The following is a 17,375-nucleotide window of genomic DNA, read 5'->3' as shown; positions in this document are numbered from 1 at the left end:
GGTCGCCGCCCACCCCGCCCCCGGCGGTCGCTACAGCGTCCGGGCGAGCCGGTCGGCGAGGATCCGGGTGAACCGGGACGGGTCGGTCAGCTCCCCGCCCTCGGCGAGCAGCGCCATGCCGTGCAGCAGCTCGGCCGTCTCGGTCAGCCCCTCCTTGTCACCGTCCTGCTCGTGTGCCGTGCGCAGGCCGGTGACGAGCGGGTGGGTGGGGTTGAGCTCCAGGATCCGCTTGACCGACGGGACGTCCTGTCCCATCGCCCGGTACATCTTCTCCAGGGTCGGGGTCATGTCGTGCGCGTCACCGACGATGCACGCCGGCGAGGTGGTCAGCCGGGACGAGAGACGGACCTCCTTGACCTGGTCGGCCAACTGCTCACCCAGCCAGGTCAGCAGCGCCTCGAAGTCCTTGCGCTGCTGCTCCCGCTCCGGCTCGGCGCTCTTCTTCTCCTCCTCGGAGTCCAGGTCGACCTGGCCCTTGGCGATCGAGCGCAGCGGGCGGCCGTCGAACTCGCCGACCCGCTCGACCCAGACCTCGTCCACCGGGTCGGTGAGGATGAGCACCTCGTAGCCCCGGGCGCGGAACGCCTCCATGTGCGGCGAGTTCTCGATCATCGACCGGGACTCGCCGGTCATGTAGTAGATGTCGCTCTGGCCGTCCTTCATCCGCTCGACGTACTGCGCGAGGGTGGTCAGCTCGGTCTCGTCCCGGGTGGAGGCGAGCGAGGTGATCTCGAGCAGGGTGTCCCGGTTCTCGGTGTCGTCGATCAACCCCTCCTTGACCGCGCGACCGAACTCGGTCCAGAAGGTGCGGTACCGGTCGGGGTGCTCGGTCATCATGGTGCGGACCGTGGCGAGCACCTTCTTGACCAGGCGGCGGCGGACCACCCGGATCTGCCGGTCCTGCTGGAGGATCTCCCGGGAGATGTTCAGCGACAGGTCGTGCGCGTCCACCACGCCCTTGACGAAGCGCAGGTAGTCCGGCATCAGCGCCTCGCAGTCGTCCATGATGAAGACGCGCTTGACGTAGAGCTGGACACCGCGCCGCCCCTCCCGGGCGAACAGGTCGAACGGCGCGTGGGACGGCAGGAACAGCAGCGCCTCGTACTCGAAGGTGCCCTCGCCCCGCATGTGGATGATCTCCAGCGGGTCCACCCAGTCGTGGCTGAGGTGCTTGTAGAACTCCTTGTACTCGGCTTCGTCGACCTCGTTGCGCGGCCGGGCCCAGAGCGCCTTCATCGAGTTGAGGGGCTGGACGTCGGTGGTCGTCCCCCCCTCGGCGTCGGTGCGCTCCACCGTCATCCGGATCGGCCAGGCGATGAAGTCGGAGTACCGCTTGACGATCTCGCGGATCTTCCAGTCGGCGGTGTAGTCGAAGAGGTTGTCCTCGCTGTCCTCCGGCTTGAGGTGCACGGTGACCGAGGTGCCCTGCGGGACGTCGTCGACCGACTCGATGGTGTAGGTGCCGGCGCCGGTGGACTCCCACCGGGTGCCGTCGGCCGCACCGGCCCGACGGGTGACCAGCTCCACCCGGTCGGCGACCATGAAGGTGGCGTAGAAGCCCACCCCGAACTGACCGATCAGGTCCTGCGAGCCGGAGGCGTCCTTGGACTCCCTCAGCTTCCGTAGCAGCTCGGCCGTGCCGGACTTGGCGATCGTGCCGATCAACGTGACCACGTCGTCGCGGGACATGCCGATGCCGTTGTCCCGGACGGTCAGCGTCCGCTTCTCCCGATCGACCTCGATGGCGATGTGCAGGTCGGACGTGTCGACGTCGAGTTCCTTGTCGACCATCGACTCCAGCCGCAGCTTGTCCAGCGCGTCGGACGCGTTCGAGACGAGCTCCCGCAGGAAGACGTCCTTGTTCGAGTAGATCGAGTGGACCATCAGCTGGAGCAGCTGGCGCGCCTCGGCCTGGAACTCGCGCGTCTCGACCCCGTTGCTCACGGGCGACTCCTTTCCGTGACAGGTGGTGTCGCCGGACAGGATACGAGTCGGCGCGGCGGGCCTCCGGCAGGGGCGGCCTCTGAAACCCGGCTCAGCAGGTGGGGACGACGAGCCGGCCCCGGCCCGCTGTCGGCGGCGACTGTTACGGTGCCGTCGCCGTGGATCTGTGAGCCGGAGGTTGGCGTGACCATCAGTACCCATGTGACGACGTTCGACGGTCTGCCGGTCGTCCGCTTCGACCGCGAGGCGGAGCTGCCGGCCGACCCGTCCGCGGTGGCCTGGCGGGTGGAGGCTCGCGACTACGGCTCCGCGCCGAAGGAGCTGGCGGATGAACTGGACGCGCTGCTCTCGCGGGTGCCGGCCGACGCGGTCCGGGCCCTGGTCGTCGGGGATTGGGGCAGCGCGTACGACATGCCGGCCCCGGTCGAGCTGCTGGTCTCCCTCGCGCCCCGGCTGACCGGGCTGCGGGCGCTCTTCCTCGGCGAGATGACCTTCGAGGAGTGCGAGATCTCCTGGATCAAGCACCGGGACGTCACCGGGCTGCTGGAGGCGTACCCGGGGCTGGAGGTGCTGCGGGTGCGCGGCGCGGACGGGCTGGAGCTGCGGCCGGTGTACCACCCGGCGCTGCGTGAGCTGGCGTTCGAGTCCGGCGGCCTGCCGGGCCACGTGGTCGACGCCGTCGGCGACTGCCGCCTGCCGGCCCTGACCCACCTGGAGCTGTGGCTCGGCATGGAGGACTACGGCGGCGACGTGACCGTCGCCGACCTCGCCCCGGTGCTGGCCGGCGACCGCCTGCCCGCCCTGCGCCACCTGGCGCTCTGCAACGCCGAGATCGCCGACGAGGTCGCCACCGCCGTCGCCACCGCGCCGGTCGTGGCCCGGCTGGAGGTGCTCGACCTGTCCCGCGGCACGATGACCGACGCCGGGGTGGACGCGCTGCTCGCCGGCCAGCCGCTGACCCACCTGCACCGGCTCGACCTCCACCACCACTACGTCTCCGACGAGGCCGCCCAGCGGATCGTCACGGAACTGGCCGGGGTGCGGGTCGACGTCTCCGACCGGCAGGAGGACGACGAGGACGACGACGTGGTGTACCGGTACACCGCCGTCGGGGAGTAGCACCGGTGCCGCTGCGCACCCGCCGGGAGGCCGGGCCCGCCGCCACGAACCGGAGCGTCCCGGCCGGCCGGGACGGGACCCTGCCGTTGACGGTGGTCGGCAACCCCGGCAACCGCCGGGTCCGGCTGTTCGGCGACGCGGCGGTCGCCGCCGGCCTGCCGCGGCCGGTCGTACTGCCCTGGCACGACCTGCTCACCGGCGCCGCCCCACCCCCGGCGGGAACCCTGGTGCGGGTCGACTCCCCCGGCGAGGACGCCGAGGTCGACCGGCTGCTGCGGGGCGCCGCCGAGCCGGCCCGGCACGGCGAGATCGTCGGCACGGCCGCCGCGCACGCCGGACTGCGTCGGGCGTTGGACCGGCTCGCCTCCGGCGGGGCGACCCTGCTCAACCAGCCCGCCGACATCGTCACCCTGTGCGACAAGCGGCGCTGCCACGCGGTGCTCGACGCCGCCGGCGTGCCGGTGCCGGCCGCGCTGGGCGAGGTCACCGGCTACGCCGGGCTGCGGGCGGCGATGCGTCGGGCCGGCTGGACGCGGGTGTTCGTCAAGCCGGCACACGGCTCGTCGGCGTCCGGGGTGCTCGCCCTCGCGGCCGACGGGTCCCGGCTGCTCGCCACCACCCCCGTCGAGCGGGACGGGGGACGACTCTTCAACTCGCTGCGGGTCCGCCGCTACACCGACGAGACCGAGGTGGCGGAGATCGTCGACCGCCTCGCCCCGGACGGCCTGCACGTCGAGCGGTGGCTGCCCAAGGCGGGGCTGGCCGACCGGGTGGTGGACCTGCGGGTCGTGGTGGTGGCCGGTCGCCCCACCCACGTCGTGGTCCGGGCCGGGCGGGGGCCGATCACCAACCTGCACCTGGGCAACGCCCGGGGCGACCTGGCGGCGGTGCGGGCGGCGGCCGGCCCGGCCAGCTGGGCGGCGGCGATGGCGACCTGCGCGCGGGCAGCCGCCTGTTTCCCGGACACCCTGCACGTCGGCGTCGACCTGATGTTCCTGGTCGGCTGGAACCGGCATGCCGTCGCCGAGGTCAACGCCTTCGGCGACCTGCTGCCGGGGGTGCTGGCCGAGAACCGGGACACCTACGCCACCCAGGTCCACGCGCTGCGCGACGGCTGGCGTCCCTCCGGCGGGCGGTCCGGTGTCCGGACGGCCGGCGGGCGGTCCGGGACGGCCGGCGGGCCGCCGGTGGCCGGGACGGCCGGCGGGCGGCTCGCGTCCGCCCCGGTCGTCGGGCGGGGCGGGCCGGACGGCCGGACGGGACGGGAGACGGCGTGCGCGACCTGATCGGCTCCCACGACCTGCTCCTGGTCACCCTGGACACGCTCCGCTTCGACGTGGCCGACGACCTGGTCCGCGCCGGGCGTACCCCGACGTTGGCCCGGGTGCTGCCCGGCGGGCGGTGGGAGCGGCGACACAGCCCGGCCAGCTTCACCTACGCCGCCCACCACGCGTTCTTCGCCGGCTTCCTGCCCACCCCCACCGGTCCGGGGCCGCACGAACGGCTCTTCGCCGCCCGGTTCCCCGGCAGCGAGTCGGCCGGGACGGACACCTGGGTCTTCGACGCCCCCGATCTGCCCACCGCCCTGCGCGCCGAGGGCTACCACACGGTCTGCCTCGGCGGGGTGGGCTTCTTCAACCTGCGCAGCCCGCTCGGGGCGGTGCTGCCCGGCCTCTTCGCCGAGGCGTACTGGGAGCCGGGGTTCGGGGTGACCGCACCGGACTGCCTGGACGCCCAGCTGGACCGGCTGGCCGAGGTCGTCGCCCGGGTGCCCGCCGGCCGCCCGCTGTTCAGCTTCCTCAACGTGGCGGCGCTGCACCAGCCGAACCGGCACTACCTGCCCGGCGCGACCACCGACGACCGGGCCAGCCACGCCGCCGCGCTGGAGTACGTGGACAGCCGCCTGGAGCGCCTCTTCGCGCTGGTCACCGGGCGCGGCCGACCCACCTTCGTGATCGTGTGCTCGGACCACGGCACCGCCTACGGCGAGGACGGGCACACCGGTCACCGGATCGGCCACGAGGTGGTCTGGACCGTGCCGTACGCCCATTTCACCCTCCACCCGGGAGAATCGTGACCCTCGACGGCTCGCCCTACCAGGGCTACCTCTACGCGTACCCGCACAAGACCGCGTACCGGCCGCTGCGGCCGAGGCCGGCGCTGCGGGAGGTCTGGGCGGCGCAGCCCCGCGACGCGCTCTTCCTCTACCTGCACCTGCCCTTCTGCGAGATGCGCTGCGGCTTCTGCAACCTGTTCACCCGGGCCAACCCGCCGGCCGAGCAGGTCAGCGCCTACCTGCGCCAACTGCGCCGGCAGGCCGGTCGGGTCCGCGACGCCCTCGGCGACGCCCGGTTCGTACGGGCCGCGTTCGGCGGCGGCACCCCCACCTACCTGGAGGCGGGGGAACTGGCCGAGCTGTTCGACATCGCCGAGGAGACCGCCGGTGGGCCGCTGGCCGGGCTGCCGATCTCGGTGGAGACCTCCCCGGCCACCGCCACCGGCGACCGGCTCGCCGTACTCGCCGAGCGGGGCGTCACCCGGGTCAGCATCGGGGTGCAGAGCTTCCTCGACGCCGAGTCCCGCGCCGCCGGCCGACCGCAGCGGCGCGCCGAGGTCGACCGGGCGCTGACGGCGATCCGGGACTCCGGCGCGCCGGTGCTCAACATCGACCTGATCTACGGCATCGACGGGCAGACCGCCGAGACCTGGCGGACCAGCCTGGAGACGGCGCTGACCTGGCGGCCCGAGGAGCTGTACCTCTACCCGCTCTACGTCCGGCCGCTGACCGGGCTGGGGCGGCGGGCACACAGCCGCGCCGACTGGGACGCCGAACGGCTGGCCCGCTACACCGAGGCGGTGGAGCTGCTCGGCGCGGCCGGCTACCGGCAGGAGTCGATGCGACAGTTCCGCCGTGCCGACGTGCCGACCCCCGACGGCCCCGACTACTGCTGCCAGGACGACGGCATGGTCGGGCTGGGCTGCGGCGCCCGGTCGTACACCGGCTCGCTGCACTACTCGTTCGACTACGCGGTCGCCGTCCCGGAGGTCCGGGCGGTGCTCGACGACTACCTCGCCCGGCCGGAGGAGGACTTCGACCACGCCGAGGTCGGCTACCACCTCGACGCCGCCGAGCAGCGGCGACGCTGGCTGATCCAGTCACTGCTGCGCGCCGAGGGGGTCGACCCGGTGGCGTACCGGAAACGGTTCGGCAGTACGCACACCGACGACGTCCCGGAGCTGGCCGAGCTGGTCCGGCGCGGCTGGGCGACCGACGACGGCAACCGGCTCACCGCCGCCGGACTGGCCCGCTCCGACGCGATCGGGTCGTGGCTGGTCTCCGCGCCGGTGCGCCGGGCGATGGCGGAGTACGCGCTCCGGTGAACCTGTCGATCCTCTACCGGGGCCCGCTGGCCAGCTGCAACTACGACTGCCCGTACTGCCCGTTCGCGAAGCGGCACGACCCGCCGGAACTGCTGCGCGCCGACCGGTCCGCGCTGGCCCGGTTCACCGACTGGGTGACGGCGACCGACGACATCCGGCTGTCGGTGCTGTTCACCCCGTGGGGCGAGGGGCTGACCCGCAGCTGGTACCGCGACGCCATGGTGCGCCTGTCCCACCTCGCGCACGTCGACCGGGTGGCGATCCAGACCAACCTCGCCGCGCGGCCCGACTGGCTGGCCGAGGCCGACCCGGCGACCGTCGCCCTGTGGGCCACGTACCACCCCGGCCAGGTGACCCGGGAACGCTTCCTGGCCCGCTGCGAGCGGCTGCGGGAGTTGGGCGTGCGCTTCTCCGTCGGGGTGGTCGGGCTGCCCGAGCACCTGGCCGAGGCGCGGGCGCTGCGCGCCGCCCTGCCCGACGGGGTCTACCTCTGGGTCAACGCCGCCGAGGGGCACCGGTACGACGCCGACCAGGAGGCGGCCTGGACGGCCCTGGACCCGCACTTCGGGTACAGCGTGCGCCCGCACCTGTCGCTGGGGCGGCCCTGCCACGCCGGGGAGACGGCGGTGTCGGTCGACGGTGCCGGGACGGTCCGGCGCTGCCACTTCGTCGCCGCGCCGATCGGCAACCTCTACGACGGCTCGTGGCGGGCCGCCCTGACCCCCCGGGCCTGCCCCAACGCCGTCTGTGACTGCCACATCGGGTACGTGCACCTCAAGCCACTCGGCCTGCGGGAGGTCTTCGCCGGCGGAGTGCTGGAACGCATCCCGGCCGGCTGGCCGGAGCGACCGCGGTGACCGGCCGGACACCCGGGGTTGCCCCGGTCTGCTACCTGTGTCGTCGTGTCGTCACCCGAACCGCTCGCCCGTACTGACGGACCGGCCGTACCCCGGCAGGACCGTCGCCGCGTACCCTCGTCGCCGGTGTCGCCGCCCGTGCCCCGGCGGATGCCCGTCACGGCCGGCGTCACCGGTCGTCCGTACCGCCGTCCCGGGCACGGCGCTCCCCTGGAGGCAGCCCGGTGAACGCCCACGACTGGCAGGTCTCCGGTTACACGCACCGACGCGAACTCGGCTCGGGAGCGTCGGGTCGGGTGATCCTCGCGGTGCACGACGCCACCGGCACCCCGGCCGCGATCAAGTACCTGATCGGGAAGGTCGGCGACGACCCGTCGTTCCGGGCCGCGTTCCGGGCCGAGGCCGAACTCCTCGCCGCGATCGACGACCCGCACGTCGCCCGCCTCTACGAGTACGTGGAGTCGCCGCACGGCGCGGCCATCGTGATGGAACTCGTCGACGGGGTCTCGCTGCGCCAGATGCTGCGCGCCAACGGCCCCACCGAGCCGGAGTCCGCGCTGTACGTGCTCAAGGGCTCCCTGCTCGGGCTGCACGCCGCGCACACCCGGGGTGTCGTGCACCGCGACTACAAGCCGGAGAACGTGCTGGTCACCGCAGCCGGTGAGAGCAAGCTCGCGGACTTCGGCATCGCCATGCCGATCGGGCGGGAGGCGGGCGCCTCGGTCACCGGCACACCCCGCTACATGGCCCCGGAACAGTGGCGCGGCGCGGCGGCCACCCCCGCGTCGGACATCTACGCGGCCACGGCGGTCTTCTACGAGTGCCTGACCGGCCAGGCTCCGTACGCCGGGCCGGGCCTGATCGACCTGCGCGACCAGCACGCGCACGCGCCCATCCCGACCGACGCGGCTCCCGCGTCCGTACACGACCTGCTCCTGCACGGGCTGGCCAAACAACCGGAGGAGCGCCCACAGCCGGCCGCCACCTTCCTGGGCTGGCTGGAGACGGTCGCGACGGGCGCGTACGGGCCCCAGTGGGAGGAACGCGGTCGCAGCCGGCTGGCCGAGCGGGCGGCGTTGCTGGCCCTGCTCTTCCCGTCCCAGCGGCCGAGCGACGGCAGCACCGCGGTCGCCTCCACCGTGTTCGCCGACGACCGGGGACGGGCGTGGGGCTGGGGCCGCAAGGTCCTGGTCGCCGGGGGCGTCGCGACGCTGCTCGTGGCGGGCGGCATGAGCTACAGCTACGCCTCCCGGGAGGAGCCGCCGGTCGAACTCGCGGTGGAGTCGGACGGGTCGCCCCCGGTCGTCCCGGCGCCGCCCGCCGACCTGAAGGACCCCACGCCCGGTCCGACGACCCTCCCGCCCACGCCGACGCCCACGCCGTCGCCCACCAGCACCCCGTCGGTCACCGCCGCGCCGACCGCGACCGCCAGCCGGACGCCGACCGCGACCCCGAGCCGCACCCCGACGGCCACACCGAGCCCGCTGGTGAGCACCACCCCGCCCCCGCCGCCGGACGTGACCGCCCCGACCCTGGGCCGGGTCTCCGCCAGCCCGCAGTCGATCGAGCCGGGCGGGTGCCCGTACGGGGCGAAGTCCAGCACGGTCAGCGCGACCGTCGCGGACGACCGCAGCACGCCCGGGTCGCTGCGGGTGAGCTTCCGGTACACGGTGGGCGGGCAGACCTCGACCGTGGCGATGTCGTACAGCCGCAGCGGTCAGCACCGGGGCACGTTCGGCAACCTGCCGACGGACCGGTCGACCCCGCGCATCCCGGTCGACGTGACCGCCACCGACGCCGCCGGCAACACCGCCGGACCGGTCCGGGTATACGTGACCTTCCAGCCGTACTGCACCCCGGGCTGACCGGCGGTGTCCACCGCGCACCGCACCACGTCGCACCGCGCGACGCCCGGCCGGACCCCGACGACCACGGGAGGTCGCACCCGATGAACCAACCGACCCTGCCCACCGGGGCCCGCGTGGTGGGGCCCGCGCACGCCGGCGTCTGCGGCACCTGGTGGCGGGCGCTGACCCCGGACGGCACCGAGCAGCTCGTGCTGCGGATCGCCGCCCCCGACCCGGCGCTGGCGGACCGGGTGACCGCGGCGACCCGTGCGGTGGCCGCCCTGCGCCACGGCGGCCTGTCCGGCGGCGGGGAGCCGATCCGGCACAACGGCGCGCTGTGGCTGGTCGCCACCGGGGCGTCCGGGTCGACGCTGTCGGAGCTGGCGGAGACCCCGGAGGCCGCCCTCGACGTGCCGGCGGTGGCCATGGTCGCCGTGGAGACCGCCCGGACCCTCGTCGCGCTGCACGCCGCCGGCCTCGGCCACGGCGCGGTACACGGCCGCACGGTTGTGGTCACCGGTCTCGGTGCGGTGACGCTCACCGAGACGGCCCTGCTGCCGGCCCTGCACGGCGCGCCCGCCGACCCGGCGACGGACCGCCGGGCGTGGGCGGAACTGGTCCGCTGGCTGGTCGCCCGGTGGTGTGCCGGGCAGTCCGGCGCCGACCTGCTGCTGCGCTGTGCCGCCCGCGGCGAGCAGGACCTGGCCCAGGCGGTACGGGACCTGCGCGACCGCCCGCTGCCGGTGGGATCCGACGGGCGGACGGGACTGCTCGCCGCCGTCGCCGTCCGGGGGCACCGGGCCGCGCGGGAGGAACCCACGGTGGCCGCCGGGCAGTCCCTGCCGCCCGAGAACGCCTGGTACGGCAGTGTGCCGACCGAGTCGATCCCCACGCCGTCGACGCCCACCGAGACCGTGCCCACGGCCGCCGTACCCACCGAGGCGTTCCCTGGGGCGGCTCCGTCCCCCGGGGCGGTCACGTCCGGTGCGCCGACGGCGGTGCTGCCGGACGACGCCCCGACCACCGCGCTGTCGATGTCACCGCCGGTGGACCCGTTCGGGTCGGTACGGATACCGACGCTGCTGCCCGAGCAGCCGTCCCAGCCGGGCCGGACGTACCGGTCGGGGGAGCCGACGGCCACCGCCGGGTACCCGGCCACCGCCGACTTCCCGGGCCGGACGACGACCAGCGGACCGGCGGACCGGTACGGGTCCGACGGCGGGTCCCTCCCTCTCCCCACCGCCGCCGAGGTGCGATTCGGGCCGGGCGTGCCCGCCGGGCCACCGGCCGCACCGAGCTGGCAGCGCCCGCCGGTACCGCCCCGGCCGCGTCGTTCCCGCTGGAAGCTGATCGGCTCGGTCCTGTCGACGTTGCTCACCCTCGCCCTGCTGGTCGCGGTGGGTCTGCACCTCTGGCAACGGCTGAGTCCGCTGGAGGTCCGCTCGGTACAGGTGGCCGTGGCCGAGCCCCCCGCCGAACGCTGCGACGTGACCGTGGACGTGGTGGCGACCGTGCAGACCAACGGCCGGGCCGGCACCATCCGCTACCAGTGGCTGCGCGGCGGGGCCGAGCCGGGCGGCCTGCTCACCCAGCGGGTGTCCCGGGGCCAGCGGACGGTGACCCTGCACCTGAAGTGGGCCTTCAGCGGGACCGGCTCGGCCACGGAGACCGCCGTCGTCAACATCACCGAACCCACCCCCATCCAAGGACGGACCATCTTCCGCTACCAGTGCCGGACCGGCTGACGGGCCGACTCGATCTGCGGATCGACGCCGTCCGGAGGCCCCTGCGACCGGTAGCGTGCCGGGTGTGACCCTGCGCACCTCTGACGCCGGGCGGGAATGCCTGGCCGCCGTCGGCATTTGGTCGCAGACATGAGCACAGACGATCAGACCGGCGGTGTCCGGTGAGTACCACCAGGCAGGCCGTGGCACCACCGGCGTCGACCCCGGGCGAGCTGATGAGCCCGGGTCAGCGGCTCCGGCTCGTTCTGGTCCTCGGTTCCCTCATCGCGATCGGGCCGCTGACCATCGACATGTATCTACCTGCGCTGCCGTCGATCGTGGACGACCTGCACACCAGCGAGGCAGCGGTCCAACTCACCCTCACCGGCACGCTCGCCGGGCTCGCGGTCGGTCAACTGGTGATCGGTCCGCTCTCCGACGCGCTGGGCCGCCGGACGCCCCTGCTGGTGGGCACCACGGTGCACGTGCTGGCGTCGCTGCTCTGCGTGGTCGCGCCCTCCGTGGAGGTGCTCGGCGCGCTGCGGGTGGTGCAGGGTCTCGGCACGGCCGCGACGGCGGTCGTCGCCATGGCCGTCGTCCGTGACCTGTTCAGCGGGGCCGCGTTCGCCACCCTCTTCTCCCGGCTGATGCTGGTGATGGGCGTCGCGCCGATCCTGGCCCCCACGCTCGGCAGCGAGGTGCTGCGCTGGACCAGCTGGCGGGGGATCTTCGTGGTGCTCGCGGTCTTCGGGGTGGCCCTGATCGCCGTGGCCGCCCTCGGCCTGCGGGAGACCCTGCCGGTGGCGCTGCGCCGCTCCGGCCGGATGGTCGACACCGCGCGGACGTACGGGACGCTGCTGCGGGACCGGATCTTCGTGGGGCTGATCCTGGTCGCCGGCCTCGCGATGGCGGCGCTGTTCGCGTACGTCGCCGGGTCGTCGTTCGTGCTCCAGGACCAGTACGGCCTCGACGAGCAGGAGTTCGGCCTGGCCTTCGGCGCGGGCGCGGTGGGCCTGATCCTGGCCACGCAGCTCAACGTCCGGCTGCTGCGGCGCTACACCCCGCAGCGGATCCTGGTGGTCTCCCTCGTCGGCGGCACCGTGGCCGCGCTGGGGCTGCTCGTCTTCGCGGCCACCGGTCTCGGCGGGCTGCCCGCCCTGCTGGCCACCCTCTGGGTGGTGCTGGCGGCGGCCGGGTTGGCGATGCCCAACGCCCCCGCGCTGGCGCTGTCCCGGCACGGCGAGGCGGCGGGCACCGCGTCGGCGCTGCTCGGCGCGGTGCAGTTCGGCGTGGGCGCGGTCGCCGCTCCGCTGGTCGGCGTGCTCGGTACCGGGGCCGTGGCGATGGCGCTGGTGGTGGCCGGTGGCATGGCGTGTGCGCTGGTCGTCCTGCTGGCCGTGGTCCGGCCGGCCCGGCTCGGCACGCTCGACGCGGCACCGGTGGTGGCCGGCCCGGCACACTGAACCAGCCGCCACCCACCACCCGCCGACGCCCCGCACCGGGCGTCGCCCGCCACCGGCCGGCACGGTTGTGCCAGGCTGTCCGGGTGGCTCAGCGACCTCTCCTCCTCATCGACGCTCCCAGCCTCTACTTCCGCGCCTACTTCGGCGTCCCGGAGTCCAGCGCGCGGGCCGTCGACGGCAGCCCGGTCAACGCGGTGCGCGGCTTCCTCGACATGCTCGCCACGCTGGTCCGCACCCGCCGACCGGACCGGATGGTCTGCGCCCTCGACTACGACTGGCGGCCGCAGTGGCGGGTGGCGCTGCTGCCGTCGTACAAGACGCACCGTCTCGCCGGCGAGGGCGAGGGCGAGGTCGTGCCCGACACGCTCGGCCCCCAGGTGCCGGTGATCCTCGACGTGCTCGCCGCGATCGGCATCCCGACGGTGGGGGCCGACGGCTACGAGGCCGACGACGTGCTCGGCACCCTCGCCACCACCGAACCCGCCCCCGTCGAGGTGGTCTCCGGGGACCGGGACCTCTTCCAGCTCGTCGACGACGCCCGGCCGGTGCGGCTGCTCTACGTCGGCCGGGGCGTGGCGAAACTCGAGGACTGCGACGACGCGGCGGTACGGACCCGGTACGGCGTGCCCGCCCACCGGTACGCCGACTTCGCCGCGCTGCGCGGCGACCCCAGCGACGGCCTGCCCGGCGTACCCGGCGTCGGGGAGAAGACCGCCGCCCGCCTGATCGAGCGGTACCACAGCGTCAGCGGCATCCTCGCCGCGCTGGACGAGCCCGACTCCGGCTTCGCCCCCGGCCTACGGGCCAAGCTCGACGGGGCACGGGACTACCTGGCGGTCGCCCCGACGGTGGTACGGGTGGCCCGGGACGTACCCCTCGGCCCGATCGCCACCACGCTGCCGGCGGCTCCGGTCGACCCGGAGCGGCTGCTGGAGCTGGCCGAGCGCTGGAACCTGGCCAGCCCGGTCCGGCGGCTGGTCGACGCCCTCGCCGGGCAACCCTGACGCGGACGGCTCCCGGTACCCCACCCGTCCCGCCGTCCCGGCCGCCACGAGCGTGCGCCGCGCCGGGAGGGGTGGTCAGCGGGGGGCGTCGTCGCGGCGCCGGGGGAAGGGGGTGCCGGGCTGGCCGAGGGTGCTCCGGGCGGAGTGGGCGCGCAGCCCGGCCGGGTCCGGCGGGGTGGCCGGCCCGGCGGTGGTCGGGGCGGGTTCCCGTCGGGCGTCCAGATACGCCGTACCCGCCCGGTCCTCCTCGGTCGGGGCGGCCAGCAGGGCGTACACCAGGCCGACCACCACGAAGATCACCGCGAGCACGATCGGCACCAGCAGGGTACTGAAGCCCGCGCCGGGAAGCTGGCCCTGCCGGTCGTGCAGGTGCACGGTGAGGGCGCTCATGCCGGTGAAGTGCATGCCGTTGACCGCGACGCCCATCACCAGCGCCGAGCCGACGAGGGCGAGCAGCCGGCGGACGGTCACCGCCAACCAGAGCGCCACGGTGGCCGCCACCACCGCGATCGCCACCGACAGGGCCACCCGGACGGGGTCGTAGTCGAGGTTCCCGTGCAGCCGTAGCGCCGCCATGCCGGTGTAGTGCATGGCGGCGACCCCGGCCCCGGTGAAGACGCCACCGACGACGATCCGCGCCACGGAGATCCGCCCGGTGCCGACGATGGCCAGCCCGATCCCGACCGCCACCACGGCGATGACCGCGCTGGCCACGGTGAGCGGGACGTCGTACCGGATACGCGTGCCCCCGACCGCGAACCCGAGCATCGCCATGAAGTGCATGCTCCAGATGGCGGTGCCGCCGATCGCCCAGGCGGCCAGGATCCCCCACCAGACCCGTTGCCCGCCGGAACCGGCGGTACGGCTACGGCCGGCACAGACCAGCCCGAGGAACGACCCGAGCACGGACAGGGCGTAGCTCAGCGCGGGCGTGATCCACCCGTACTCGAAATGACTGACCGTTGCCACGACGACCTTCTCCCCGGAAGCTCCACCGGCGCGCAGCTTGCGCCCGAGCAATGATCCGGGACGCCCTCACCAGGCAAAACGGCACCCCCCGACGATCCGGGGGGTGCCGTTGCAGTGACCGTGCGATGCGTCGATTGCCACTCGGCAACCACACGCTGTCATGGTCAGGCGGGAGCGTGGTACGCCAGGACTCCCCGGTTGACCGCCGCGATCGCCTGCCGGGCGGTGGCGCGCAGGTCGCTGGAGGCCCCACCGGAGTCGGCGAGCTGTCCGAGCAGGTCGACCACCTGCCGGGCCCACCGGACGAAGTCCCCGGCCGGCATCTCGCCGTCGAGCTGGTGGCCACTGGCCAGCACCTTGGCCAGGGCCTCACCCCGGGCCCACCGGTAGATCGGCCAGGCGAAGCCCAGGTCGGGTTCCCGGGTGACGCTGAGCCCTCGGGACGCCTCGTCCGTCTCGATCTCGCTCCACAGTTTCAGGGTCGCGTCGACCGCGTCGACGACCGCACCGCGCGGCACCGAGGCCCGCTCGTCGACGTCCCGCCGGGCCTCGAAGACCACCACCGACACCGCGGCGGCCAGTTCGGCCGGGGAGAGCCCGTCCCAGACGCCCCGGCGCAGGCACTCCGCGACCAGCAGGTCCGCCTCGGTCCAGATCCGGGACAGCATCCGACCGGCGTCGGTGACCGACCCGTCGGTGGTGAGGTAGCCCCGGGCGGTGAGCAGCGCCACGATGCGGTCGAAGGTACGGGCCAGCGAGCCCGTCCGGCCGGACACCCGCTGGCGCAGTTCCTCGGTGTCGCGTTCCAGCCGGCGGCGGCGCTCCGCCCAGCGGGCGTGCTCCTCCCGTTCCGGGCAGGCGTGGCACGGGTGACTGCGCAGCTCCGAGCGGAGCTGGGTCAGCCGGTGGTCCTCCCCCGCCGCCTGCCGGGACCGTCCGCCGCGCCGCCCGCCGTGCCGGTCCAGGCCGGTGCCGCCGACCTCGGCGGCGAGGTCCCGACGGGCCGCCGGGGAGCGGTGGTTGAAGTGCTTGGGCACCCGGATCCGGGCGAGCACCTCGGCCGGGGCGGTGAAGTCGGCGGCGGTGATCCGTCCCGCCCAGCGGTCCTGGGTAAGCACCAGCGGTCGGGGCTCGCCGAACCCGCCGGTGGCGGGGTCGATGACGACCGCCAGGCCGGCCCGCCGCCCCGACGGCACCCGGATCACGTCGCCGACCCGCAGCCGCTCCAGCGAGGCGATCGCCGCCGCCTTGCGCTGGGTCTGCCCCTGCCGGGCCAGCGAACGCTCCCGGTCGCCGATCGCCACCCGCAGTGCGAAGTACTCGTCGAAGTCGCCCTGGTGGCAGACCGCCTCCGCGCCGTACGCGTCCATGGTCTCGGTGTTGCGCTGCACCTGGCGGGCCAGGCCGACCACCGAGCGGTCCGCCTGGAACTGCGCGAACGACGACTCCAGCAGCGCCCGGGCCGGCTCCGCGCCGACGCTGCCGACCAGGTTCACCGCCATGTTGTACGACGGCCGGAAACTCGACCGCAGCGGGTACGTCCGGGTGGAGGCGAGTCCGGCCACGTGCCGGGGGTCGGTCTCCGGTGACCAGACCACCACCGCGTGCCCCTCGACGTCGATGCCCCGCCGACCGGCCCGGCCGGTGAGCTGGGTGTACTCGCCGGGCGTCAGGTCGACGTGGGCCTCGCCGTTGTACTTCACCAACCGTTCCAGCACCACGCAGCGCGCCGGCATGTTGATGCCCAGGGCGAGGGTCTCGGTGGCGAAGACCGCCTTGACCAGGCCCCGGACGAACAGCTCCTCGACGACCTCCTTGAACGCCGGCAGCATGCCCGCGTGGTGGGCGGCGAGGCCACGTTCCAGCCCGTCGAGCCACTCCCAGTAGCCGAGGACGGAGAGGTCCTCGCTGGGGATGGCGGTGACCCGGCTCTCCACCACCCGGCGGATCTCGGCGCGTTCCTCCGGCGAGGTGAGCCGCAGCCCGGCGGCGAGGCACTGCTCCACCGCCGCGTGGCAGCCGGCCCGGCTGAAGATGAACAGGATCGCCGGGAGCAGCCCCTCGCGGTCCAGCCGTTCGACGATGTCCGGCCGCAACGGTCCCCGCCAGCGGGGGCCGCGCCGCCGGTCCGCGCCGGTGCCGCGCACCTCCCCCAACTCCAGGCGACGCAGCGTGTCGCGGGTGTAGCGCAGCAGTTCCGGATGGACGTCGTGCTTGCGGGCCGCGTCGGCGTCGTGGAACAGGTCGAACATCCGTCTGCCGACGAGCATGTGCTGCCACAGCGGCACCGGCCGGTGCTCACTGACCACCACGGCGGTCTCGCCGCGGACGGTGACCAGCCAGTCGGCGAACTCCTCGGCGTTGGAGACGGTCGCGGAGAGGGAGACCAGGGTGACCGACGCGGGCAGGTGGATGATCACCTCTTCCCAGACCCCGCCCCGGAACCGGTCGGCGAGGTAGTGCACCTCGTCCATCACCACGTACGCCAGGCCCTCGAGGGTGCTCGAGCCGGCGTAGAGCATGTTGCGCAGGACCTCGGTGGTCATCACCACCACGGGCGCGTCGCCGTTGATCGCGTTGTCACCGGTGAGCAGGCCCACCTGGTCGGCGCCGTACCGGTCGACCAGGTCGTGGTACTTCTGGTTGGACAGCGCCTTGATCGGGGTGGTGTAGAAGCACTTGCGCCGGGGTTCCCCGGCCGACACCGGCCGGGCCGGGGTGCCGCGCAGCGCCAGGTGCACGGCGAACTCGCCGACCACGGTCTTGCCCGCGCCGGTCGGGGCGCAGACCAGCACCCCGCTGCCCCGTTCCAGGGCCTGACACGCCTCGCGCTGGAAGTCGTCGAGGTCGAACCCCAGATCGAAGGCGAATTCGTCCAGTGCCGGGAAGAGGGAGGCCTGCGCGGCCCGGCGGCGCGCCGCGGCGTACCGCTCGGCGGGGCTCGACATGCCCCCAAGATTAATGCGTCCCCGCCCGGCGCACCCGTCAAGGCCGTCCAGCGTCCCCGCCCCGGCGGTCCAACGCATCCGCACCGTCCTCGGCAAGGCCGTCCGCCAGGCCCGTCGGG

The 17,375-nt window shown here is 74.2% G+C and carries 12 protein-coding genes; 9 read left to right on the top strand and 3 right to left on the bottom strand.

Annotated elements, in window-relative coordinates:
* Positions 1–30: 30 nt before the first annotated feature.
* Positions 31–1,944 (bottom strand): molecular chaperone HtpG, encoded by a 1,914-nt coding sequence (gene htpG, locus AB0F58_RS14655; RefSeq protein ID WP_357142592.1) that lies wholly within the window; start codon positions 1,942–1,944, stop codon positions 31–33.
* 183 nt (positions 1,945–2,127) lie between these two features.
* On the opposite strand from htpG, the gene AB0F58_RS14650 reads away from it, so the two are divergent.
* From AB0F58_RS14650 to AB0F58_RS14610, 9 genes are all read left to right on the top strand, one after another.
* The gene (locus AB0F58_RS14650) at positions 2,128–3,063 is read left to right on the top strand and encodes an STM4015 family protein (RefSeq protein ID WP_357142591.1); all 936 of its coding nucleotides are present in this window, start codon (positions 2,128–2,130) and stop codon (positions 3,061–3,063) included.
* A gap of 5 nt (positions 3,064–3,068) precedes the next feature.
* Positions 3,069–4,349, top strand: coding sequence for an STM4014 family protein (locus AB0F58_RS14645; protein ID WP_357142590.1), 1,281 nt, complete (start codon positions 3,069–3,071; stop codon positions 4,347–4,349).
* Positions 4,337–5,140, top strand: coding sequence for an STM4013/SEN3800 family hydrolase (locus AB0F58_RS14640; RefSeq protein ID WP_357142589.1), 804 nt, complete (start codon positions 4,337–4,339; stop codon positions 5,138–5,140). Before AB0F58_RS14645 ends, AB0F58_RS14640 begins: the two co-directional genes overlap by 13 nt.
* Positions 5,137–6,444 (top strand): STM4012 family radical SAM protein, encoded by a 1,308-nt coding sequence (locus AB0F58_RS14635; protein WP_357142588.1) that lies wholly within the window; start codon positions 5,137–5,139, stop codon positions 6,442–6,444. The genes AB0F58_RS14640 and AB0F58_RS14635 overlap by 4 nt, the downstream gene beginning before the upstream one ends.
* Positions 6,441–7,301 (top strand): STM4011 family radical SAM protein, encoded by an 861-nt coding sequence (locus AB0F58_RS14630; protein ID WP_357142587.1) that lies wholly within the window; start codon positions 6,441–6,443, stop codon positions 7,299–7,301. The genes AB0F58_RS14635 and AB0F58_RS14630 overlap by 4 nt, the downstream gene beginning before the upstream one ends.
* Positions 7,302–7,525: 224 nt before the next feature.
* On the top strand, positions 7,526–9,166 hold the full coding sequence (locus AB0F58_RS14625; RefSeq protein ID WP_357142586.1) for a serine/threonine-protein kinase: 1,641 nt from the start codon (positions 7,526–7,528) through the stop codon (positions 9,164–9,166).
* A gap of 83 nt (positions 9,167–9,249) precedes the next feature.
* Complete coding sequence (locus AB0F58_RS14620) at positions 9,250–10,893, top strand: hypothetical protein (RefSeq protein ID WP_357142585.1); 1,644 nt, start codon at positions 9,250–9,252, stop codon at positions 10,891–10,893.
* Positions 10,894–11,108: 215 nt separating this feature from the next.
* Positions 11,109–12,335, top strand: coding sequence for a multidrug effflux MFS transporter (locus tag AB0F58_RS14615; protein ID WP_357142732.1), 1,227 nt, complete (start codon positions 11,109–11,111; stop codon positions 12,333–12,335).
* 83 nt (positions 12,336–12,418) lie between these two features.
* Positions 12,419–13,339 carry a 5'-3' exonuclease gene (locus AB0F58_RS14610; RefSeq protein ID WP_357142584.1) on the top strand — a complete coding sequence of 307 codons (921 nt, stop codon included), beginning with the start codon at positions 12,419–12,421 and terminating at the stop codon, positions 13,337–13,339.
* A 75-nt stretch (positions 13,340–13,414) separates the two neighbouring features.
* Here AB0F58_RS14610 and AB0F58_RS14605 read toward each other — a convergent pair whose 3' ends face one another.
* Positions 13,415–14,308: an MHYT domain-containing protein gene (locus AB0F58_RS14605; RefSeq protein ID WP_357142583.1), complete on the bottom strand. Its 894-nt coding sequence runs from the start codon at positions 14,306–14,308 to the stop codon at positions 13,415–13,417.
* Positions 14,309–14,472: 164 nt separating this feature from the next.
* Positions 14,473–17,256, bottom strand: coding sequence for a DEAD/DEAH box helicase (locus AB0F58_RS14600; protein WP_357142582.1), 2,784 nt, complete (start codon positions 17,254–17,256; stop codon positions 14,473–14,475).
* Positions 17,257–17,375: the final 119 nt, after the last annotated feature.

Source organism: Micromonospora sp. NPDC023956, from assembly GCF_040639195.1.
Lineage (GTDB): Bacteria > Actinomycetota > Actinomycetes > Mycobacteriales > Micromonosporaceae > Micromonospora.
Note: the sequence above shows the minus strand (reverse complement) of the source record. Positions and strands in the feature narration are given on the sequence as shown.